Source organism: Legionella quateirensis (assembly GCF_001467955.1).
Lineage (GTDB): Bacteria > Pseudomonadota > Gammaproteobacteria > Legionellales > Legionellaceae > Legionella > Legionella quateirensis.
The window spans coordinates 448048-468895 of sequence record NZ_LNYR01000006.1 but is presented as its reverse complement, the minus strand read 5'-3'; the positions used below and the strand labels follow the sequence as shown (position 1 = coordinate 468895).

The window sequence follows — 20848 nt, the reverse complement described above, 5'->3', positions numbered from 1 at the left end:
CTCCCATCCCAAGTGCCCTTGAGATTAAGCTTTCTTGCTTACAATTTAAAGATACAAGCCTGGGAGTAGGCCCAAAGGGCGGTATCCCAGGTTTTCATTCCACATTCATTCACTCTCCAAACGCTCCTTGATCTCCATCATATCCCCAATTTTCCTGCACTAGTCCACTCTGAACATAACGATGGAAACTGAAATACGGCCATTCTTTAGAGGACGTTGCTATTCAATTTGTTGAGGTACAGGTACCTTTGTCTGTAGTTACTATCCGAACTTTCGTAATGCAAATTATTATTGATTATTTCCAATAAAATGAAAAATTTTTATCATTTTAGATAGCCAAATCCAATTAATCATTTAGTGGACTTATATTACAAATTAGCATAGTTGCAAAAATTAAAATTATAGTAACGGAGGATAAAGCTATAAACCATCGTGTTATGAACTTGATACTTCTATTAATTAGATAGTTTTTGATGAACTAAATTGAACCTCTTTTATTTATATTTAAAGAGCGAGTGGGGACATCTAGGGTCACAAAACCCCCAACAGGTAAAACACAGTTATTTACACCATGACTGTAAGGAAAATTTTTAATACAAGGAACTTTAAAATGAGATGCCCAGTCGTTTATTACCTCATCAATGGTACCCTCTATATCGTCTTTCGAAATACAATTTTCAAATTGACCAAATACTATCCCTGAAACCTGAGCGAATATTCCTGCCAAATCTAAATGAGAAATCATTCTGTCCACATTAAATGGTTCCGTTGATACGTCTTCTAATAATAAAATTTTGTTCTTAAAATCAGGCTGATATGGTGTCCCAATTAAGGAGGTAACAAGAGATAAATTTCCTCCTACTAATTCACCTGTGGTTACACCTGTATGCACCATATCTCCACCTTGAACAGAATACGGTTCATTAAATAAACAGGATAAAAGTGTTTTTTGGAGTAAGGGATTATAAGGAATTGTTAGAGTATAACCAGTGTATGAAATTAAGCCCGTTTTTGTAAAAATTCCTAATTGTAATGCTGTAGTATCGCTGAATCCCACAAGAATTTTGGGGTTATTAGCAATAATGTGATAATCAAGTAAGGGTAAAATCCGTTGTGAGCCCTGCCCTCCTCTACTTACAATAATAGCTTTAACTTCCGGATCTTTAAAAAAATCCATTATGTCTTTTGCACGATTTTCATCGCTTCCAGCTAAGAATCTATTTTCTTCTTTAAAATGAGCTCCAAACTTTATTTTAAATCCCATATCTCGCAGATAATTGATGCCTTTATCAATTGATTTTGATTTTAGAGGACTAGAAGGAGAAACGATACCTATTACATCTCCATTTTGTAAAGGATTTGGATTAATAATTCTCATATAAACTTTAATCTCAACAAATAAATTTGAATATCACAATAGACTACATCAAAATCTATAAGGAGCGTATCTATGGTAATTACTCCCTGAACGAATAAGCATCCCAAAAACAATATACAAATCTTATCCATCTCAAACATTCGACTTTTATTACTCCACTTAGACGATAAACAAAAGTCCATTTTGTCAAGAACATTCTCTTTGTGGCAGATAAGGTACGTTATCTATCGCAAATAAATATCACACTTCATTAAAATAAATAAAATTGGTGATTCGTGAGGCTCAAGCTCTTGATATTGATATTGATATTGATATTGATATTGATAACCAGCTTCTATTAGAAAATGTTTTAATGGAACCACATAATCACTATCAGTATGAGTGGGTATATTGACGATATTAAGTAATGCAGTAGGGCCTTCTGAGCAGAATTTGTCGTTACCTCTGCGTAAACACTCATCAAAATACAATTCATAATTGTCCAAATATCCAACTACAGAAATCTAGCCATTTTTATGTCATAATACTTATTAATAAAATAGAAAAAATTATAAAAATAGCACAGCAAAATCAGATGCTCCGAGCTATTGAAAAAGTCAGTTTGGCTCATTCAATCAGATATACAACCGTTTAAGAGATAACATTTCAAATCGGATACACATTTTACGGCGTCATAGAACTTGTTTGTTCAGCACTGGTTTCTTCCATATATTTCATAAAATTCACAACAGCAGTTGTATATAATAATGAAAGCGATATGTTTCGTTCTGCATGCAATTTAGCCTTAACTCTCTGCTCACCAGCAAGATCTTTGTGCTCCAATGCGAGGGGTTGATTTGTCGCTAATAAATCAAAAGCACGTTGACATTGATAGCCAATGTCATTTCCTTGTTGATTCTTCCCTACTAGAAAAATGCTGTCAGTTGCGACGGAATAACTTACTTCATAGGTGATTCTTGGATTAGAAATTTTGCCATTAGAAAAATTTCCCTTTTTATCTACAAGAAATGCCTTTTTTTCAATACCCTCATCATAAATATGCAGATCTTCAGGTAGTGGTAGGCTTTGAATATTAGCTACCTCGCAGCCTATTTTATGTTTAATTCTTTCCCTCATCAAGTTAGTAACTTCTTTACCTATTACAATAATATCTACTGTATCTTGTGGTTCAAGGCATAATCGTGGGAATTCACTTGAGTTAGCATAGGTTCTACTTAGATCGTTAAATGCCTGATCTTTATATGAATAGGCGTCTGCGAATATTGATCGCCCTCTCATTTCTTCTCGACCCACAATACTACGAGGAGAAACATGAAGAAGATAAAACATGTCTTTATTTATACCCTTAACAATAATGGTTGTACAAAGGCTTATCTCATCACTTGATAAATTCACATCAAGCGATTGAAAATCTTCAGGAAAAGGGCGCAGAGCTTCTATTCGATTTACTTGGGTAGACATTTCACCTACCGTTCGTGATGATATATCATAGAAAATGGTCTCATCAGTCGAGGCAATTATAAAAGGGACCTGTTCAGTCGACGTTAACCAACTTTGAATTGTTTTCATATTTATTTCAAATAGTATACATTATATTATTTTTCGCATTTAAACATATTGTTTAAAATTTGAATACCATCTTTACTATTTTTTATCATTAGTTACCCAAGAGTCACCTATGGTAAAAAAAATATGGGATAAAAAATATACGATATTTTTATGATTACGATGCCAAATATTGATAAAACTTTGGTTTCGAAATCATGTTGAATACAACTCCTCTGCAATGAGGAGTTGCTACTTAACATTAATCTCTCCTAATTTAAGCTATTTTTTCGAATGTGTATCTTTCTATCATTAAGGAGTAATGAGTTTAAACACTTTGATTCGATAAGTTTTTAATAAGTAAAAAGCTAGTCTCCATAGGGTCTCAAATAATTTATCTCATCAGTCTCAAAAAACGGTCATTTTATGATAATTACTTGGTCAAAAATTATCCACCCATTTACTTCTTTTGATTTTTACTTGCATTACCCCAACTCAATGATTTGGGCTTTGTCACGATGATGCTTTAAATACGACAATACTATTTTATAATTATCATAGGTATGGCTGGACTCAGATGCCGCATCTGGCAGTGTGCGCCATTGGGTTAACAAATGCTCACTGTCCACCGTGCCAACATGTCGCCACTGATGCACTACGGTAAATTGCGTTATTTTATTCACTGGACAGTGCTCTTTTACTGCAATCGCACCCTTAAAAGGCCATACCACCTCTTGATATTCTTCTAACGCCTCTAATAGCCGCTTGTTGTATGCGTTATAAGGTTCTTCTTTAATGCATGCCCCATGGCATCGTTTCAACTGATAAGAAAAGCACGAGCCACTCCCCTGTTCTACCCCACATAATTTTTGACACAAATCATGATTTTTTACCAATTGAAGCAAGGTGCGTTTTGCAGCAGCCACACTTCGAAAAGCACCATAAATTCCATGCTGTTTTAATTCATGCTCCTCTTCAACTTGCTCACGCACGATAGAAAGAGTTAAATAGCCTTGGTGCTCTCTTAGCTTAAATCCTGCAATGGTCGTTTTGCGCCGCAACCTTCGATTATAAACAGGCATATGCTCTTTAATCATCTTGGACTCAAGCAATAAGGCACTCAACTCCCCTGCTGTTGGAATAACTTCAATTCGCACTACTTGTTGGCTTAAAGTAAACTCTTTAGGGTGAGCATAATCCCCTGAAAAATGAGACAGTACCCGTTGGCGCAAGGTAATACTTTTACCAATGTATAAAGGCAATGAATTCTTATCGCCATAAAATATATAAACACCAGGAGTATCTGGTAGCAGGGAAACGTCTGTCGTTAATTTCGAGGGAATGCTCGATTTTTGATAGAGTGCTTTAGCCGCGAACAGGACTTTTGGCCAGGTGTGCAGCTCCACCATTTTTTGAATCACTTCATGCAAGGCCTTAACATCCCCTTGAGCACGGTGATGGTGTTCTAATGAAACGTTTAGCGATTGAGTAATAAACTCTAAATTGTAATGGCGTTGGTTAGAATAAAGCTGTTTTAATAATTTAATAGTACATAATACTGGGGCTTGATAAGTTATCCCACATCGCTTGAAGGCGTTTTTGATAAACCCAAAATCAAATCGCGCATTATGCGCAACAAATACACACTCGTGTAAAACGTCTAACAATTCAAGTGCAATGTCTTCAAACGATGGGGCATCTTGAACCAGCTCATTGGAAATACCGGTTAATGCTTTAATGGCATCGGGTATGGAGCGTTTAGGCTTGATCAAGCGATGCCAGGTGCGCCTAATACCAAGCTCTGTAATAACCATCACGGCAATTTCTGTAATTCCATCCGTGGTTACATGAAGTCCAGTGGTTTCAATATCAACCAGTGCCCATTGAAAGGAATACTGCATAAAGTCTCTTTTAAAATTGATAAAGGCTAACGCGAGGAGTGTCAGACCATCGAGTTGTATAAGCCGGATATTTCAGCTCTGCTCGCATTGACCAGGGCTTTGAATATCCTTCAGCCGCCAGGCTAATCGTGTGTCGGCCGTATTTATGATGGATTGTATCAAAAACGCTCATGAGTTGTTCAGTCTTTTCTAAAGCTTCATCAGATACTTGATGAAACATTGAAACAAAGGATTCAATTGATTAATCAGGCATCCAGAGATTGTTATTTATTTTAGCAGTTACTTTATTTTCATTTGCTCTTAAGATGATTCATATGAACAATAAATGGAGCCTGTTCCATAATCATTTAAAATGACCGAATGTTCTTTTTCTGCAATGTAACCATATACAGATCCTTTTATTGATTCATATTTATAATCCTCTTTAAACCGAGCTGAATCAGCAGGTGTAGCCTGGGAGTAGGCCCAAAGGGCCGTATCCCAGGTTTTCATTCCACATTCATTCAACCTCCAAACGCTCCTTGAACTCCATCATAACCCCAATTTTCTTGCAATACTCCATTCTGAACATAACGATGGAAACTGGAATATGGCCATTCTTTAGGTGAGGGTACATAACCATGTTTAACAGGGTTAAAGTGGATGTAATCGATATGTGCTTGTAAGTCTGATTCATCTCGGATTCGATGCTCCCAAAACCGACATTGCCAAAGCGGATACTCTCCTCGTTGATCTTTTGCTATTTTTACACCCTCCTCAATTAAACTTTTTGTAAAATTGGATTTGATCTGATGCCAGCGTAAAGAGTAATTAAAATCATTGTCTGGCAGTTTCCACACCGCATGCACATGATCAGGCAATACCACTATAGCCTCGGTGCTAAAAGGATATTTTTGTTTTATTGTTCGAAATGTCTCACCCAGCAGGTCAATATGACTGGTTAATAATTGTGATTTCCTATTTCTCAAAGCAAGAGTAAAAAAATAAGTACCCCAGGCGTAAAATCTCTGCGAAAATAGACCATAGTTGTTTATGAAGTTGGATTTCCTGTGAATGAAATTTTATAGGGGTTTGATGCGCTATGGAAGTAAAATGAAAACCTGGGATTCGGCCCTTTGGGCCTACTCCCAGGCTACGCCGGCTATGAACCATTGCATGCTAACCAATTGGATGCATGACTTGACCTCGGATTCCAATGCATTACACTGATTTGACGGTCAATACGTACAATTTGAGCATTAAGAGTGGCGAATTGAACCCATGCACTGTCAACATACCCTGATAAACCAGAATAGTGTTGAAGGACATGTTTTATGAAGTTACTGCTCTCTGAAGAAAAACTCCGCCCTATTTGCACCCTTGCATCATCTTCCATTCTTGCAACTCTACTGACCATAAACGTCTCTGCCCCAGCACATGCAACGACAACATCTTCTTCTAATGAGCAACAAAAACGGATTCAAGCACTGGAAGATAGGATTCGTGTACTGGAAAAATTGCTTATTGCACAACAAAAAATATCGACCAATTCATCCCATAGATCAAAAAAAAATAGCGCTACTCACACTATTAAGTCCACTCCTTCTATCACATCGGGCAAACTGCATGTCAAACAGCCCGTAGTACAAAAACCCGAAGCACATCCAGTATCCTCAGTTTCTCTTAAGAAACCATTCACTACAAAAGATAAAAAAATTTATCTAAAAGGACTGACGATCTCACCTGGCGGATTTTTGGCTGGCCAAGGTTTTACTCGCTCACTTTATCAACAATCTGATGTGGGATCCTTCTTCGGCGGAATCCCACTTGGCAATAACCCCTTGCATTATATGCGTGAAACCAGACTCTCTGCACGTACATCACGTTTGTCCAGCCTGTTTGAGGGAGTAATCAATCCCGAAACTTTAGTAGCCGGATATATAGAGGTCGATTTTTTTGGCAACGGTTCAGCAAATTCCACTGAAAGTAATTCCTTCGATCTGAGATTAAGGCATGCTTATTTTAATACCGACTGGAATAATTGGGGAGTTCATGTCCTAGCTGGTCAAACCTTCTCACTTGCAACAACTAATCTAAAAGGAATAACGCCTCGCAATGAGTTTCTTCCGCTAACCATTGATACCCAATTTGTCATTGGTTATGTTTGGAAACGCCAACCCCAATTGCGTCTGGTAAAGAATCTGGGCGAGCTGTTCACAGCAGCGATCTCAATAGAAAACGCTCAAACGACCTTTGGTGGCACACCCTGCGGAACCAATTTGGGCAATGGGGTTATAAGCCAGATTTGTTCTAGCCCCGGAATTCAAACTCTTCCCAATATTGTGTTTTTTTCTTTGAACAACACTCCTGATGTGATTGGAAAGCTGGCTTATGAAGACACTATTAATAACCATAGAGTTCACATTGAAGGTTTCGGTTTGCACCGTAATTTGTATAATCGCGTTCGAAGCGTGCCTGACTTTAATGAAAATCATAATACAAGTGCGTACGGTTTTGGTGGTGGCGGATTGATCGAATTAATTACGAAATACCTTGATCTTCATGGAAATTTCCTGGCAGGCCGCGGCGTAGGAAGTTATTCCTCCGGTTTTCTTCCTGATGCGACGTTAAATTCCAATGGTTCATTAATCGCGATACCTGAAGTTATATTCATGGCAGGTGCAACATTGCATGCCACTTCAAAATTTGACGTCTATGTCTATGGTGGTAAAGAACAAGAAGATCGCACTTATTTCAGAGTTAATGACAATTACTTTGGGTATGGTGTTCCTAACGCAAACAATACTGGATGCAACATTGAATACGGTATTTGTGGGGGAAACAATCAGACCTTATGGCAAGTGACAACCGGATTATGGAATAAGGTGTATCAAGGGGATTACGGTGATGTACGTGCTGGCCTTCAATATTCCTATACTGTGCGAAAAATCTTTTCAGGTAATGGAGGTCAGGAGAATTTACTTAACCCCCAATACATTGGTTATCAAACCCATGATCATATGGTTTTTGCCAGCCTGCGCTATTATCCATTTACTTTCAGCGGCAACTACTAATCAGGCAAAAGCATCAGACGCCTTTCGCACAACTCAATCTCTTGAGCCACCCCCCATTATTTATCCATATCTTTCTTTATCTTATTGATTTTTAACAATCAATCATAGAGAATCGCTTCCCTGATAACGCTATTGGTGACCCCGTTTATACGCTCTGTTAATTAGCCAGCAGGCGTAGCCTGGGAGTAGGCCCAAAGGGCCGTATCCCAGGTTTTCATTCCACATTCATTCACCCTCCAAACGCTCCTTGAACTCCATCATATCCCCAATTTTCCTGCACTAGTCCACTCTGAACATAACGATGGAAACTGGAATACGGCCATTCTTTAGCTGAGATTACATAACCATGTTTAACGGGGTTAAAGTGGATATATGCGATATGTGCTTGTAAGTCTGATTCATCTCGTATTCTATGCTCCCAAAACCGACGTTGCCAAAGCTGATACTCTCCTCGTTGATCTTTTGCTATTTTTACACCCTCCTTTATTAATCTTTTTGTAAAATTGGATTTGATCTGATGCCAGCGTAAAGAGTAATTAAAATCATTGTTTGGCAGTTTCCAAACTGCATGCACATGATCGGGCAATACGACTATAGCCTCCGTACTAAAAGGATATTTTTGTTTTTTGTCCGAAATAGCTCACCTAACAAGTCAATGTGGTTCGTTAATAATTGTGATTTTCGATTTCTCAAAGCAAGTGTAAAAAAATATGTACCGACAGGCGTAAAATTTCTGCGAAAATAAACCATAGTTGTTTTAGAAGTTGGATTTCCTACGCATGGAATTTTATAGAGGTTTATTGAGTCATGGAAGTAAAATGAAAACCTGGAATACGGCCCTTTGGGCCTACTCCCAGGCTACGCCGGCTATCGGTATATATAGTGAATAATCCTAAAAACTCTAAATACCCCCAATAATATGGAGCTTTCTTTCCTTTTATAAATCCATTAGGTTGAACTTGATTTTATCTGTATTTAATTTCCAGTAAGAAACTTGATTTTTTCCTGATTGCTTTTTCACAATACATCGTGAAATCAAGGTTGGAAGCAATTCATTTACAAATAAAATTTATGTGTGGTAATAGTACATGCTATTTAAAAGAATTACAGTGGTAGTAAATTACTATTGACATGCAGAATATTATCAATTTTTTTTAAATGCATTGGAGAAATTGGAGAAAAAATACCCTGAAATAAACATTGCAGGAAGGGCAACGATAGCCCAATACCAAATATAATTCCCTTCTTCACCTAGATAATATAAAAAGAAATATCCCAAAAATATACCGAGAAAAATACTTACTAAGGAACCTAATCTTGAAATCCTTTTAAAGTAAAAAATTGCAATAACCGAAAAATAAATACTTGCTATCTGCATCACTGCCAATACTGCTGCATGTAGGACACTCTCAATATTATTTAAAGCGATATTACAACTGATTAATCCTATCAATACCCAAATGAAATAGTTGATGGTTGGAGAAGAATGATCTGTTTTTTGTAAAAAACCAAGACTAATCATACCTAAAATTGAACTCCATACTCCGCAGATGGTAGTGGTAGCAATGTAAAAAAATAAAATATCATAAAATACAATATAGTTAGATGGTATGAAGGTAAGTATGGTTAGGGGAAAAGCTGTGTCTGGATCAGTTAAAGCTACTCCATGTTGTTTTAAAAAAATACCAAAAGCAACTACGGCAGAATAAAAAGTGAATATTAAGACGGAAGAAAAAACGGAAGCTTTATAAGCTGTATTGGTATCCTTTGCTGAGAAAATTTTTTGTCCCCACCACGGAGCAATACTGTACATAATGGATTGTAAAAAGAATAATGCGATCAAGTAATTGGCGGGTAATACAGTTGATTGTTGCGTTAGAGTTCTCTCTATTGAACCGAAATCTTGAGAAGAAAATATACTCAATGAGCAGGCAATTAAACACGCTAAAATAAGTATTGTCATGAGTATAAATCCTACGACATCCATGCGAATAATACCTATTAATCCATTTCTAATCACTGAAACAACACAAAAAATCAAAATCAAAATAACAAACACAGTCGATGATAATTGCGGATAAATACTATTAAAATAAATCATCGTTCCTTTTAGATAAGTTGCAGTTAAAATGAGTAAAGACACTATCAAAATAATCCGCACAACGTTCCCGACTGCGTATCCTAAATGTCTATCAAATAATGTGGACACACAGGAAACATCAACATCCTTCCATTTTTTACATGTTGTAACTGTTGCAAAAAATGGACTGAGAAATGCTATAGCTGCCATCCAAAACGCTCTATATCCAGCTTGATATCCCAACGAGGCCATTACTATGAGGGCCATAGGGTTTATTTCTGTCATAACAAGAGTAGAAATTAAATAAAATAAATTGGTGTTTTTTCCTGCGGTTACATACTCTGATTGACTCTTGGCTTTTTTCCCTTGCAGAATAAATATCGTAGAGACTAAAAATACTAGTATTGAAATGATGTTAATCATCATATCCAGACCTGTGATCATTTATTAACATCTTCATACAATTAATGCCATTAATGATGGATAACTCATTAAGAAGATATTGGTCATAATCATCATTATTTATTGAATGTATAGCTTTCTCTAAAATCTTTTGGCATGGAGAGCACGATGTGACAGAAATAAGCTCGATAACTTCGTCATTAGAATCTTTTTTGATTAACTGATTTATTTCATTGCTTGAAAAAATTACTTTTGTTTCATCAACATAAATTAATTCAAATCCATATTCAAACCCATTTGGGTGAGTTACAGGCATAAAGCCTTCCATCTCTATTTCAAACTCAGAATAATTCCATAATTTACTGCATTTTCGGGCACTAGTTTCATCAACCAATGTATGCTTGGGCTTGCTAAAAAGCTGTAAACAAAAGTCCGTATCATGTGACAATAAATCGAATCGCGCAGAAACTCGGTCCATGTAATCCTCTGGAACCGCTCCAATTCTATAAACCCGGTATTTTTTAATTAAGTTACGATTTGTACTATTCACCAGTTCTTTTAACTTTAAAAATGCGGGAGTCCCATGCAACGAAAAACCAACAAACAATTTTTTTCTGGTCATAAAAGAAACTTGCTTAAGATGTTCTGCTTCTTCTAAATTGATGCACAACGGTTTTTCCGTTAAAACATGACTGTTGTTACGCATCGCCAAACTGGAATAATAACAATGTGAGTCTTTGTGAGTAGTTACAATTGTAAGGATAGGATTGTGTAGCCAGACTGCATCCAGTGCATCAACAAGTTCAATTTTATCGATATCTATTGATATATTGTTACTGATATCAAAAGGATTATTGTCATTCAATACCCTTTTTTTAAAGGTAAGGCTTTGATGAGTATCGTTGTCATAGCAAATAACTTTATCTGCAAAGCAGGAGGCGTATTTCGCATACGAAGCTCCCATTTGCCCTAAACCAATTATAGCGATAATGAATGTCATTTTTTATACTAGTGAAAAGGTGATAAATATAATATATTGCTGCTATGGAGAATTTTATAGCACTATGTTTGAAATGACTATAGCAATCCCTAAAAATCATATCTCAGTTTCTTGTGGAGAACACATTTGTGAAATAGCGAAGCCACTTTTAGAGTCCGGGCTTTCTTATTTTGAACATGTCCGAATTTATGAAAATGGAACAATTGCGTGGCTTTCTACAAACGATGAGCGAGCTCGATCCATACTCGAAAATGAAATTGCTGGCGCTTTGGATTTTGATTTTGGCAAACTAAACCAACAACGGCATATGTTTTCCGAGGATATAGTTGAAACTATTAAAGATCCAGTAATGCGTAAGGTTGCAGGTGATAAATTGACTGTTTCCAGAACTAATTATGATATTAGGAATCTTTTTCAGTTAGTGAGCATTAAGAAAGGAATATATGAAGCTTTTGTTTTTGGTACAAATGAGAAATCAAATCTGCAAAAAAGTGATTATATTAAATTAATTCCAACATTAGAGCATTTTATTTTTTTCTATTACGACAAGGCTGAAAAATTAATACAAAAAGCAGAAAAAGAAGCCATTAAAATTCCAGGTGTCACAGTGGATGTAACAGATGAAACCACCCCACCTCAAGCTCTTACAAAAGCCAACAGATACTATTTTAATTTAGCACAGAAAAATGAATATTTAACAAATAGGGAATATGAAGCCATCTATTTATTAAATCATGGGTATTCAAGAAAGAAAATTGCTGAAAAGTTGTGTTTGAAGACGAGAACCATAGATTCTTTACTAGCCAATGCAATAGAAAGAAATGCTGCTTATAATATCAGAAACCTTATCAACAAAATAAAAAATAGCGATATTAGATATTGTTTGGATTTGGAAATTTATTGTTAAATTGTATTTTTTAGACGATCAGCAAATTGGGCATGGTAGACTCTTATGCGTAATTAGTTACAGAAGCAGGGGTTCTTCTGTAACTATTAATAATAAAAATCATTCACGCCAGTTGTATTTTCTTTCCACTAAAGAGTCGTTAAGAATCACTATTTCTCCATATTTAAGACGAATAACATTTTTATTGCCTTTTATTTCTTTAAGATAAGCAGACCCACCGCCCCCTTTAAGAAAAACATTTGTATACCATACATTAGTTGGACGTTTTGATTTGTGATGTTGCACTGGATCTTGAATGTCTGCTGCTATTTCTTTTGATAACATTAAAGCTGCTGTGTTCATTGTCTGCCGCATTCGTGCCGCATTATTCTCTGACCAGATATCTACATTATCTTGTCGTGATTTTAAAGTATCCAGCTTATCCATATATTGAAACTCATTTTTATAAATCAATACAGCTTTGGGTAATTCTTTTCTATAAATTTCTACATGAGCTACAACCTTAAGAGCATTTAACCCATTAGATAATTTATAAGATAAATCAACATAAATCACCGCATCACCAACGGTTGTTGCATTATTAGCAATATTTATTTTTTGTTCATTGGTAAGTTCTGGCATTAGATTGTGTTCGTTGAGGTGAAGCCACTTGATTGATTTTAACTGATGACTGATTTGTTGATTCATGAGTTGCTCAAAATGAGTATCAGAAAGATCCTGGCGTAAAGGTTTAAATAATTGTTCCGCTTGCTTATTTTCATGAGCTGCATACATACTGCCCAATACCCCTCCAACAACCAAATTTGTAGTTCCACCAGTCGCAGCAAGATTGGTTGATTCCATTAGCTCCAATTCCAGATTTTTTTGATTGGTAGATAATATTTCTTTAGATTGATGAATTGTTGGGCGTTGGTTCGTATCTAGTGGAACTCGCCCCAGGGATGTACAAGCAGTTAACAAAAGTAGAGTAATGCCACATAAAAGAGATTGAATCCCTGATTTTATTATTTTTTCCATAATATATCCTTAAGTATAACAAAGTAGATGGACTTATTTATTTTTCCGTGCGGTCGGCGATTCTAAACTAAATAGGAAATTATTCAATAGAAAATCAAAGAATCAATAAAGTTCATATCGATCGAATAATTATTGAGTTATTGGCTGTGTTTCTGATTAAATTATGTGAGTTAATGATCCTGTAACCAAATATTTATTTCTTGCATACTTTCATTAATAGCAGTCACGACTTGTTGATAAAGTGGCTCCAATAAATCACATTGCCCAGATTTCCAATAACGTTCAAAATATTGACATGCCATTTTCATTTTAATTGTGCCTACGTAAACTGCCCCTCCCTTTATTTTATGGGCTAGACGTTGTGTTTGATCCCAATCTAATGCAGCATGAGCTTCTTTCATTAGTTCAAAATCAGTTGGCAATGATTCTTTAATCATAAATATCAACGTTTCACATAAAGTAGATTCATTACCAGTTGTTTTAATTCCTTCTTCAATATCTAAAACAGGAAACTGAGACAGATCAAACATCAATTCTTTTTGTTCAGGTAAGTCGAATAGGGTATTATTTTGTTTCGAATTTTGCGATTCTTGACGTTTGCCCGGAATAAATGCATCTAAAATATCCGTGCAGCTTATTACTGATAAAGGCTTAGATAATACGGCATTCATACCTGCATCAATACATCTCTTTTTATTATCATCTCCTGCATGAGCGGTAAGAGCAATGATGGGGGTATGTGTTTTTTTAACTATTTCCTGAACCCGAATGAGATGAGTTACCTCATACCCATCTAGATCAGGTAAGCCAATATCCATAAAAATTAAATCGTAATGCTGTTTTTTCCATAGTTCAACTGCGCTTTTCCCTGTCTCAGCAATTTCTGTTTCACAGTTCAATTTCGTTAAAATTGATTTTGCTACTGTCTGGGCGATGAGATTATCTTCAACAATCAGAACACGATGCTTTTGTGTATTAGTCTCTATTTGCATCGGTCTTACTTCTTTAGCAAAAGTTATTTCATAAGGCTTATCTATGGTATTTTCCCACTCTTCATCTATTCCTATATCATCATCAATTAGCGGTTTCTGAAGAGGGATAATACAAGTAAAGCGAGTTCCTTTTCTTATTTCACTTTCTACATAAATTTCCCCACCAAGATCATCAATAAATTGTTTGACGACGGAAAGTCCAAGACCCGCGCCTTTATAAATTCCTTGATACGATGGAGTAAGACGTTTAAATTGCAAATAGATATCTTGTTGCTTTTCCTTAGGAATACCTATTCCTGAATCTTCTACGATCAGTTTCAAAATAATTTCTCTTTCACTTGATTTAGCAAGTAGTACAGAAAGAGTGACATATCCCAAATCAGTAAAGTTCAGCGCATTGGCAATAAGTTCCAATGCGATGCGATGAATTCTTACCTTATCCCCAATTAAAAAAGTTGGGATAGTTTCATCAAACTGTAAGGTTAACTGTAATTTCTTTTGTGCTGCTTTAGCTCGATTTAGCTCAATGAGATCTTGCAACGTTTTTTTTATATTAAATTTTTTTTTCATCTTGGGAATTTCACCCGAACTCACTCGTATCGCTTCTAATACCTCATCCAGAAAGCCAAGCAAGGCATGGCTTGAGGCAACTAAGTTATCAGCATACTCTTTAATTTGGGGTTTATCTGATTCCATTTGAAGTATATCAGCAAATCCTATTATGCCTGTTAAAGGAGTTCGAATATCATGACGCATATTTTCAAGAAATTCTGTCTTGGCTTGACTTGCCTCTTCCGCTTTTTTTCTTGCTACAATTAATTCTTGTTCTAAAGTTTTTTGTTCAGTGATATCCATTGAGGTACCAATTATGCCAACAATTTCATTTTGCTCATTGTACAAAGGGCTTTTTATAGTAATTTCAGTGATAAGGCGTCCATCAGCTAATCTAGCAATTTCTTCTTTCTTAAATGTTTGATTTTCATACATAACCTTTAAATCAAAATTACGCCAATCTGAAGCAAACTCCTTCCAGCATAGATCAAAATCCGTTTTGCCAAGTATTTGTTCAGGTCTTTCAAAACCCGCCATATGGGCAACAAATTGGTTACATCCCAGATAACGACCCTCTGTATCTTTCCAATATATAGCACCTGGAAGTGTATTAATTATGGTGTTTATATAAGATTTTAACGCCTCATTGCTTCTATCGATGACTTTCAATATCACGGTATAAACTGGATATGTATAAGCTATTGACAGTATATATTCGTAACTACATTCATTATCACTTAATTCTGCTTCTACAAACAAAGCGGATTCTGCTTGTTCAAGCAAATCCATTACATTTTGTTTATCAAGATTTAAATAGGAAATTAATTCAGTAAAAGATTTTTTGTTCAACTTGGGAAGTTTTGAAAAATAAGCTTGTCTTGTTTTAGTTATAATATGCTCAATCAAATGTTTTTTGTTGAGAAAAAAAACTATTGTTTCAGACTCTTGAGGAGAGTGTTCGAAAAGCAACCCATCTTTTATACTATGAGCTCCTTTTGCAATCATCGCTTTATGTCTCATTCAAGCTGCTCCTGCCCTGTTTCATTTTCAAGAGAGGTCTTAAGCAAGTGTTCAATATGAACAGCCACCTTCTCCATGGTATTGTATTGATGAAACTGATGATAAGTCAGATTAAGATGAAAAGTTTCATTAATAGTGGCTAAAAAATAATACATAGACAATGATGAAACTCCATGAGTCCAAAACTCCTCTTCAACCAAGGCAATATCACCCGTTATATTAAACCAAATATGTTTAAGTTGTGATAAAATTGACCCATTCTCTTGTTCTGGATGGTAAGTCGAAGGGAGTAATAATTTTTTTCTATCCAATTTTCCATTAATAGTTTGTGGCCACTGTTCAACCCAAATATAAATAGACGGGTTAACCCAAGACATAATATGTTTTTTGACATTCATCTTTATATGATCAAAACAAAATTTTTGTAACCATGGACTAAATGGTTCTCTACCATAGGCATGGAATGTATCAAACTTTTCTTTTTCAAATGGGCGTATCAAAACTTGCGATTCTAAAATAGGTACTAAGAGCATTTGTAAATGGCTTTGTGGCGCATTGGGTTGATATTGAATGAATGACTCAAAGTTATCAAATTGGCCGTGTATTAATTGCAATGCATTTTTTCTCTTCTTCTCTTCCAAAGTAGAGGTGGTCAATTTTAATAAGCTATCCAAATAGTAATTTTTAATAGACAATTTGTCGCAGAGAGAGGAAAAATAGTCATAAGGGATATTGTGAATTTTTATCGGTTTTGCATTCTGATTTATTAGCTTTTCAAGGACTGTTTCATTTTGCAGTTCATTGAATGTCATAACTTGGCAATCGACTTGTGTCACCTCTTTATCAATGTGAATCACCACGTCATAACGAAAATAATTCAACTCATTCAAATAGTGTCCATGTTTTACGTTGATGTCTACCCAACTTATTCTTTTGAATTGCTGTTTTAATGCATAAAAAAATAAGGGGGAGAGCACAATTTCACTGTCGCGTGATTTATAAAATAGATTGGAAGGACAAATCTCTGTATCTTCCGGATGATGTCGAGCATGTTTGATAGCGAGATAAAAGTCTAGTAATTCTAGTGAACGCACATCACCTATAAGTATAGTTCCACCTGATTGGGTTGCTTTCACTAATTGTTTTAGAGTATCCAGGAGTGATTTAATGCTAGGTAAGTATTGAATTACCGAATTAACAACGATACAACTGTATTGATTAACCTCATGAATATTAACTATGGATTCCAATTTAAAGGTAATTTTGTGCAAGTGAACCGTAGGAATAATAGACTGAACATAATCTATTGCTTTTTGTGAAATTTCAACCAAGGTCACGTGTTGAGCTTTTGGTAAATAATCTAATAGTAGAAATCCGGTACCACAACCTACTTCAAGTACTTGGTCAAGATTGGCTTTTTGAATATATTGACGAATGGTGTTATAGGACTCAGATAATTCTTCAGATTGAAAAATAGTACCGGTAAATGAATTCTGCCAACCACAGGTATTTATTGTCTTGGATTCGAATTCTTTAGCATGAATATATGCTTCGTCATATATCTTTCCCATGTAATCAGATGAGTCTTCACTGATAATATGCATACCATGTGAAAATAAGAGCGCTTCATCAATTTCTATATAAGCTGCCAACGTTTTATAATAATCATTGTGTTCATGAATTTTTACAACAGCTTTTTTGACAAAAACCTCTTGCTCAATCGTGACCTCTATTTCTCCTGCTTCAATTCGAATACCACCAAATTTTAATTGGTTATCTTTTCTTCCCACATAACAGAGCATGTTATTGTCTGTATGTACTACCAAATCTCCTGTTGCGTAATATCGAATATTTTCTTTTTCATCTAAAATGAATTTAGTCTTGGAAAGGACTTCGGCATTTAAATAACCGCGCGCGACTCCCCTACCACCTATATATAATTCAGCTTTAGATGAATTATCATCATTAATGAGCTTTAGATAAGTATTAGCAACAGGTTCTCCAAGAGGAACTGATTCTGTAAGAATGGGATATTCTAAATGGTACATCATCGACCACATGCTCGTTTCAGTTGGGCCATATACATTCCAAACATTGCCCTTTTCATATTGAAGCTTTAAAGCAAGATTGGTTTTGAACTGCTCGCCACCTACTAAAACACGCATTAATCCATTATTCTTCCAGCCATTTTTTAATAGGATTTCCCAAGTTAATGGTGTTGCCTGCATTAAACTGATATCAAAATCTCTTAAGTAGCGTTTTATTTTTTTTCCATCAGCAACAACTCCATGTTCTGTAAGAACAATAGAGGAACCAAGTGTTAACGGCATTAATAATTCAATTAATGAAATATCAAATGTGTAATCTGTCAAAGCAAGGAACAAATCATTACTGGACAAATTGAGCGTTTCAATTAATGAAGAAAATAAGTTCATCATTGATTGATGTTCTATTAAAACACCTTTAGGTGTTCCAGTTGAACCAGATGTATACATAACGTAAGCAAGATCACGGTCTTCATAATTAATAGAAAAGTCCTTTTCATCAAGAGCATAGATTGTATCAGGCTGTATTTGATGTATTCCATCAGGTACCATAGATGAATTATGTTTGTCGCAGAACAATAGCTTCGCTTTTGTTTCCTCCAAAATATACTCTATGCGTGAGCATGGAGAAGATGGGCTGATTGGTAAAAAAGCACAACCTGATTTTAATATACCTATCATGGCAATAATAATATGAGGTGTTCTTTCCAACATTAAAGGAATAATGGTTTCTTTAGGAAGGTCAAATTGTGATATTAAATACGCAATTTTATTCGACAATCTATTGATTATTTCATAACTATATATTTCTTTGTCAAAATATAATGCCGGCTTATCAGCATAATGTTTTACAGCATTATTAAAATACTGAATAAAATGGTAAGGCATTATCCCTTCCGTGGTTTATTTAATTACATGTTGATAATTATATCATCTTTTTAGGTTTTTTTTCTGTTCTGTATTATTCGAATAATAGATGAAAGGTTAGTTTGTCCAGAGCCAAAGCTGGCGTAGCCTGGGAGTAGGCCCAAAGGGCCGTATCCCAGGTTTTCATTCCACATTCATTCACTCTCCAAAAGCTCCTTGAGCTCCATCATATCCCCAATTTTCCTGCAATACTCCATTTTGAACATAACGATGAAAACTGGAATATGGCCATTCTTTAGCTGAGGGTACATATCCATGTTTAACAGGGTTAAAGTGGATGTAATCGATATGTGCTTGTAAGTCTGATTCATCACGGATTCGATGCTCCCAAAACCGACGTTGCCAAAGCTGATACTCTCCTCGTTGATCTTTTGTTATTTTTAAGCCTTCTTTAATTAAACTTTTTGTAAAATACGATTTGATCTGATGCCAACGTAAAGAGTAATTAAAATCATTGTCTGGCAGTTTCCACACTGCATGCAGATGTTCAGGTAACACGACTATAGCCTCAGTACTAAAAGGATGTTTTTGTTTTATTGTTCGAAAAGTCTCACCCAACAGGTCAATATGGCTGGTTAATAAGTTTGATTTCCGATTTTTCAAAGCAAGAGTAAAAAAATATGTACCGCCAGGCGTAAAATCTCTGCGAAAATAAACCATGATTGATTATGAAGTTGGATTTCCTTTGAATAGAATTTTATACTGGTTTGTTAAGCTATGGAAGTAAAATGGAAACCTGGGATACGGCCCTTTGGGCCTACTCCCAGGCTACGCCGGCTGGATGATGTTCAGGGTATTGCAGACTCAATGGTGCTCTAAGCCCGGTTGAGTAATCCCGAGGCTTAGGGTGTCGCGGGATTGGGCTCCCAACAGGCCATTAAAAACCATTCAAGCAATTCCTGATATCTCCAATTACATCATATCTTGAAGATTATGCGGGAAGAAGTTGATGAGATAAAATGAAATCGGAATAGATCCTCTACATGCGTTTGATTTCTAACCTGACATAAATACCGGTGTTAATGGTTCATCAACATCTGTTGCTGAGCCTCTTCTTCTCTTGACTCATCTTCTCTGCTACCAATAATACGTTTCTTCTTTAAAAGGGATAAAATTTCTTGACGGTTTTCGTGAGCTATTGGTTGATTTTGTTTATATCGGTTTTCGAAAAATTTAACGCTTGTACAGGCGGCAACTGAAGACGTAAACGGAATACAAGTTGCCAAACCGAATGCTTGATATAGCTGATACTGAGCGCAAACTGAGCCAAATATTGTTGAAAACACACAGAAAACACCACATAAAATTGAAAGAGGTTCACATTCGTTTATTTTTTTCAGATCAGCTTTGATGAGGTTTTCCAAATTAAGTTGATTGGACATTAACTGACTAAAAGACTCGCCACTAGCCCCATCAAGTATCAATTTTCTAAAGCCACGATTGACACTGGAAAGGACTAAAATATCTTGAGTTTCAAGATAGGAGATAATCAACAGGATAATCTTAGGATATAAAAATTCACCAGTCCACTCACATTTTATGGGAAGTGAGTTTGTATACTTTGGCGGTATTTCAGTTTTTTTTAGTAAAGGGGTCGTTTTAAAGAACATAAATAGCACCATAATATTGATTGATTGTAAAATCCATGTCGTTTTTAACATATTGCTTGCTTATGATATCAGAAACCTTATCAACAAAATAAAAAAAAGCGACATTAGATATTGTTTGGATTCGGAAATTTATTGTTAAGCTTTATTTTTTTGAGGAGCAGCAATTAATTTACCGCTAACACTATTTAATTATTGTTTACTCGTTTGAGTACACTGCATTATCAATAAGCAATTGAAATGAGCAGGCAATAGCATAATTATAAAGAGACTCTTTATTACGATTTAGTCTAACAAAGGCCTGGTCACAGTTGGGCTTTCGGAAAGAAGAATTTTACTGCTTTAAAACTCTAATTCCTCTGGCGTAGACTCCCAACCCAAAATTGAATTCCTATGAGGATATCGTCCAAATTTCTCAATAA

At 35.6% G+C, this 20848-nt stretch carries 17 protein-coding genes and 1 pseudogene; 2 read left to right on the top strand and 16 right to left on the bottom strand.

The annotated features are described in order from the left end of the window. Positions 1-478 precede the first annotated feature (478 nt). The 7 genes and pseudogenes from Lqua_RS04425 to Lqua_RS04395 form a co-directional block, all read right to left on the bottom strand. Positions 479-1378 (bottom strand): S66 peptidase family protein, encoded by a 900-nt coding sequence (locus Lqua_RS04425; RefSeq protein ID WP_058473058.1) that lies wholly within the window; start codon positions 1376-1378, stop codon positions 479-481. A 224-nt stretch (positions 1379-1602) separates the two neighbouring features. Next, the gene (locus tag Lqua_RS04420; protein ID WP_058473057.1) at positions 1603-1863 is read right to left on the bottom strand and encodes a hypothetical protein; all 261 of its coding nucleotides are present in this window, start codon (positions 1861-1863) and stop codon (positions 1603-1605) included. Between the two features lie 178 nt (positions 1864-2041). After that, on the bottom strand, positions 2042-2947 hold the full coding sequence (locus tag Lqua_RS04415) for a hypothetical protein (protein ID WP_058473056.1): 906 nt from the start codon (positions 2945-2947) through the stop codon (positions 2042-2044). 461 nt (positions 2948-3408) lie between these two features. After that, complete coding sequence (locus Lqua_RS04410) at positions 3409-4824, bottom strand: 3'-5' exonuclease family protein (protein WP_058473055.1); 1416 nt, start codon at positions 4822-4824, stop codon at positions 3409-3411. A 10-nt stretch (positions 4825-4834) separates the two neighbouring features. Next, positions 4835-5050, bottom strand: a pseudogene (locus Lqua_RS04405) (DUF4113 domain-containing protein); the annotation flags it as partial. 74 nt (positions 5051-5124) lie between these two features. Further along, on the bottom strand, positions 5125-5331 hold the full coding sequence (locus Lqua_RS04400; RefSeq protein ID WP_058473053.1) for a hypothetical protein: 207 nt from the start codon (positions 5329-5331) through the stop codon (positions 5125-5127). Then, a complete protein-coding gene (locus tag Lqua_RS04395) occupies positions 5328-5792 on the bottom strand; it encodes an REP-associated tyrosine transposase (protein ID WP_238585529.1) in 465 nt (154 codons plus the stop codon). Before Lqua_RS04395 ends, Lqua_RS04400 begins: the two co-directional genes overlap by 4 nt. 345 nt (positions 5793-6137) lie before the next feature. Here Lqua_RS04395 and Lqua_RS04390 point away from each other — a divergent pair, with 345 nt between their 5' ends. After that, entirely contained in the window at positions 6138-7877 is a 1740-nt protein-coding gene (locus Lqua_RS04390) for a hypothetical protein (protein WP_058473051.1), read from the top strand. Between the two features lie 229 nt (positions 7878-8106). Here the strand turns inward: Lqua_RS04390 and Lqua_RS04385 are convergent, their stop codons facing one another. The 3 genes from Lqua_RS04385 to Lqua_RS04375 all read right to left on the bottom strand — a co-directional run bounded on the left by Lqua_RS04385 (position 8107) and on the right by Lqua_RS04375 (position 11359). Further along, the gene (locus Lqua_RS04385; protein WP_238585528.1) at positions 8107-8463 is read right to left on the bottom strand and encodes an REP-associated tyrosine transposase; all 357 of its coding nucleotides are present in this window, start codon (positions 8461-8463) and stop codon (positions 8107-8109) included. A gap of 558 nt (positions 8464-9021) precedes the next feature. Further along, positions 9022-10383: an SLC5/6 family protein gene (locus Lqua_RS04380; protein ID WP_133141118.1), complete on the bottom strand. Its 1362-nt coding sequence runs from the start codon at positions 10381-10383 to the stop codon at positions 9022-9024. Continuing rightward, positions 10373-11359 (bottom strand): Gfo/Idh/MocA family protein, encoded by a 987-nt coding sequence (locus Lqua_RS04375; protein ID WP_058473049.1) that lies wholly within the window; start codon positions 11357-11359, stop codon positions 10373-10375. The genes Lqua_RS04380 and Lqua_RS04375 overlap by 11 nt, the downstream gene beginning before the upstream one ends. 64 nt (positions 11360-11423) lie before the next feature. Between Lqua_RS04375 and Lqua_RS04370 the strand changes: the two genes are divergently transcribed. After that, entirely contained in the window at positions 11424-12266 is an 843-nt protein-coding gene (locus Lqua_RS04370; RefSeq protein ID WP_058473048.1) for a helix-turn-helix transcriptional regulator, read from the top strand. Between the two features lie 99 nt (positions 12267-12365). Here Lqua_RS04370 and Lqua_RS04365 read toward each other — a convergent pair whose 3' ends face one another. The 6 genes from Lqua_RS04365 to Lqua_RS19010 all read right to left on the bottom strand — a co-directional run bounded on the left by Lqua_RS04365 (position 12366) and on the right by Lqua_RS19010 (position 20846). Next, positions 12366-13283, bottom strand: coding sequence for a hypothetical protein (locus Lqua_RS04365; protein WP_058473047.1), 918 nt, complete (start codon positions 13281-13283; stop codon positions 12366-12368). A gap of 170 nt (positions 13284-13453) precedes the next feature. Further along, positions 13454-15847 carry a response regulator gene (locus tag Lqua_RS04360; RefSeq protein WP_238585527.1) on the bottom strand — a complete coding sequence of 798 codons (2394 nt, stop codon included), beginning with the start codon at positions 15845-15847 and terminating at the stop codon, positions 13454-13456. Continuing rightward, positions 15844-18780, bottom strand: a complete 2937-nt coding sequence (locus Lqua_RS04355; protein WP_058473046.1) for an amino acid adenylation domain-containing protein — start codon at positions 18778-18780, stop codon at positions 15844-15846. Before Lqua_RS04355 ends, Lqua_RS04360 begins: the two co-directional genes overlap by 4 nt. A 177-nt stretch (positions 18781-18957) precedes the next feature. Continuing rightward, positions 18958-19479: an REP-associated tyrosine transposase gene (locus Lqua_RS04350; protein ID WP_058473045.1), complete on the bottom strand. Its 522-nt coding sequence runs from the start codon at positions 19477-19479 to the stop codon at positions 18958-18960. A 359-nt stretch (positions 19480-19838) separates the two neighbouring features. After that, positions 19839-20480 (bottom strand): F-box protein, encoded by a 642-nt coding sequence (locus tag Lqua_RS04345; protein ID WP_083501251.1) that lies wholly within the window; start codon positions 20478-20480, stop codon positions 19839-19841. A gap of 288 nt (positions 20481-20768) precedes the next feature. Next, positions 20769-20846 (bottom strand): DUF924 family protein, encoded by a 78-nt coding sequence (locus tag Lqua_RS19010; protein ID WP_420798052.1) that lies wholly within the window; start codon positions 20844-20846, stop codon positions 20769-20771. Positions 20847-20848 lie beyond the last annotated feature (2 nt).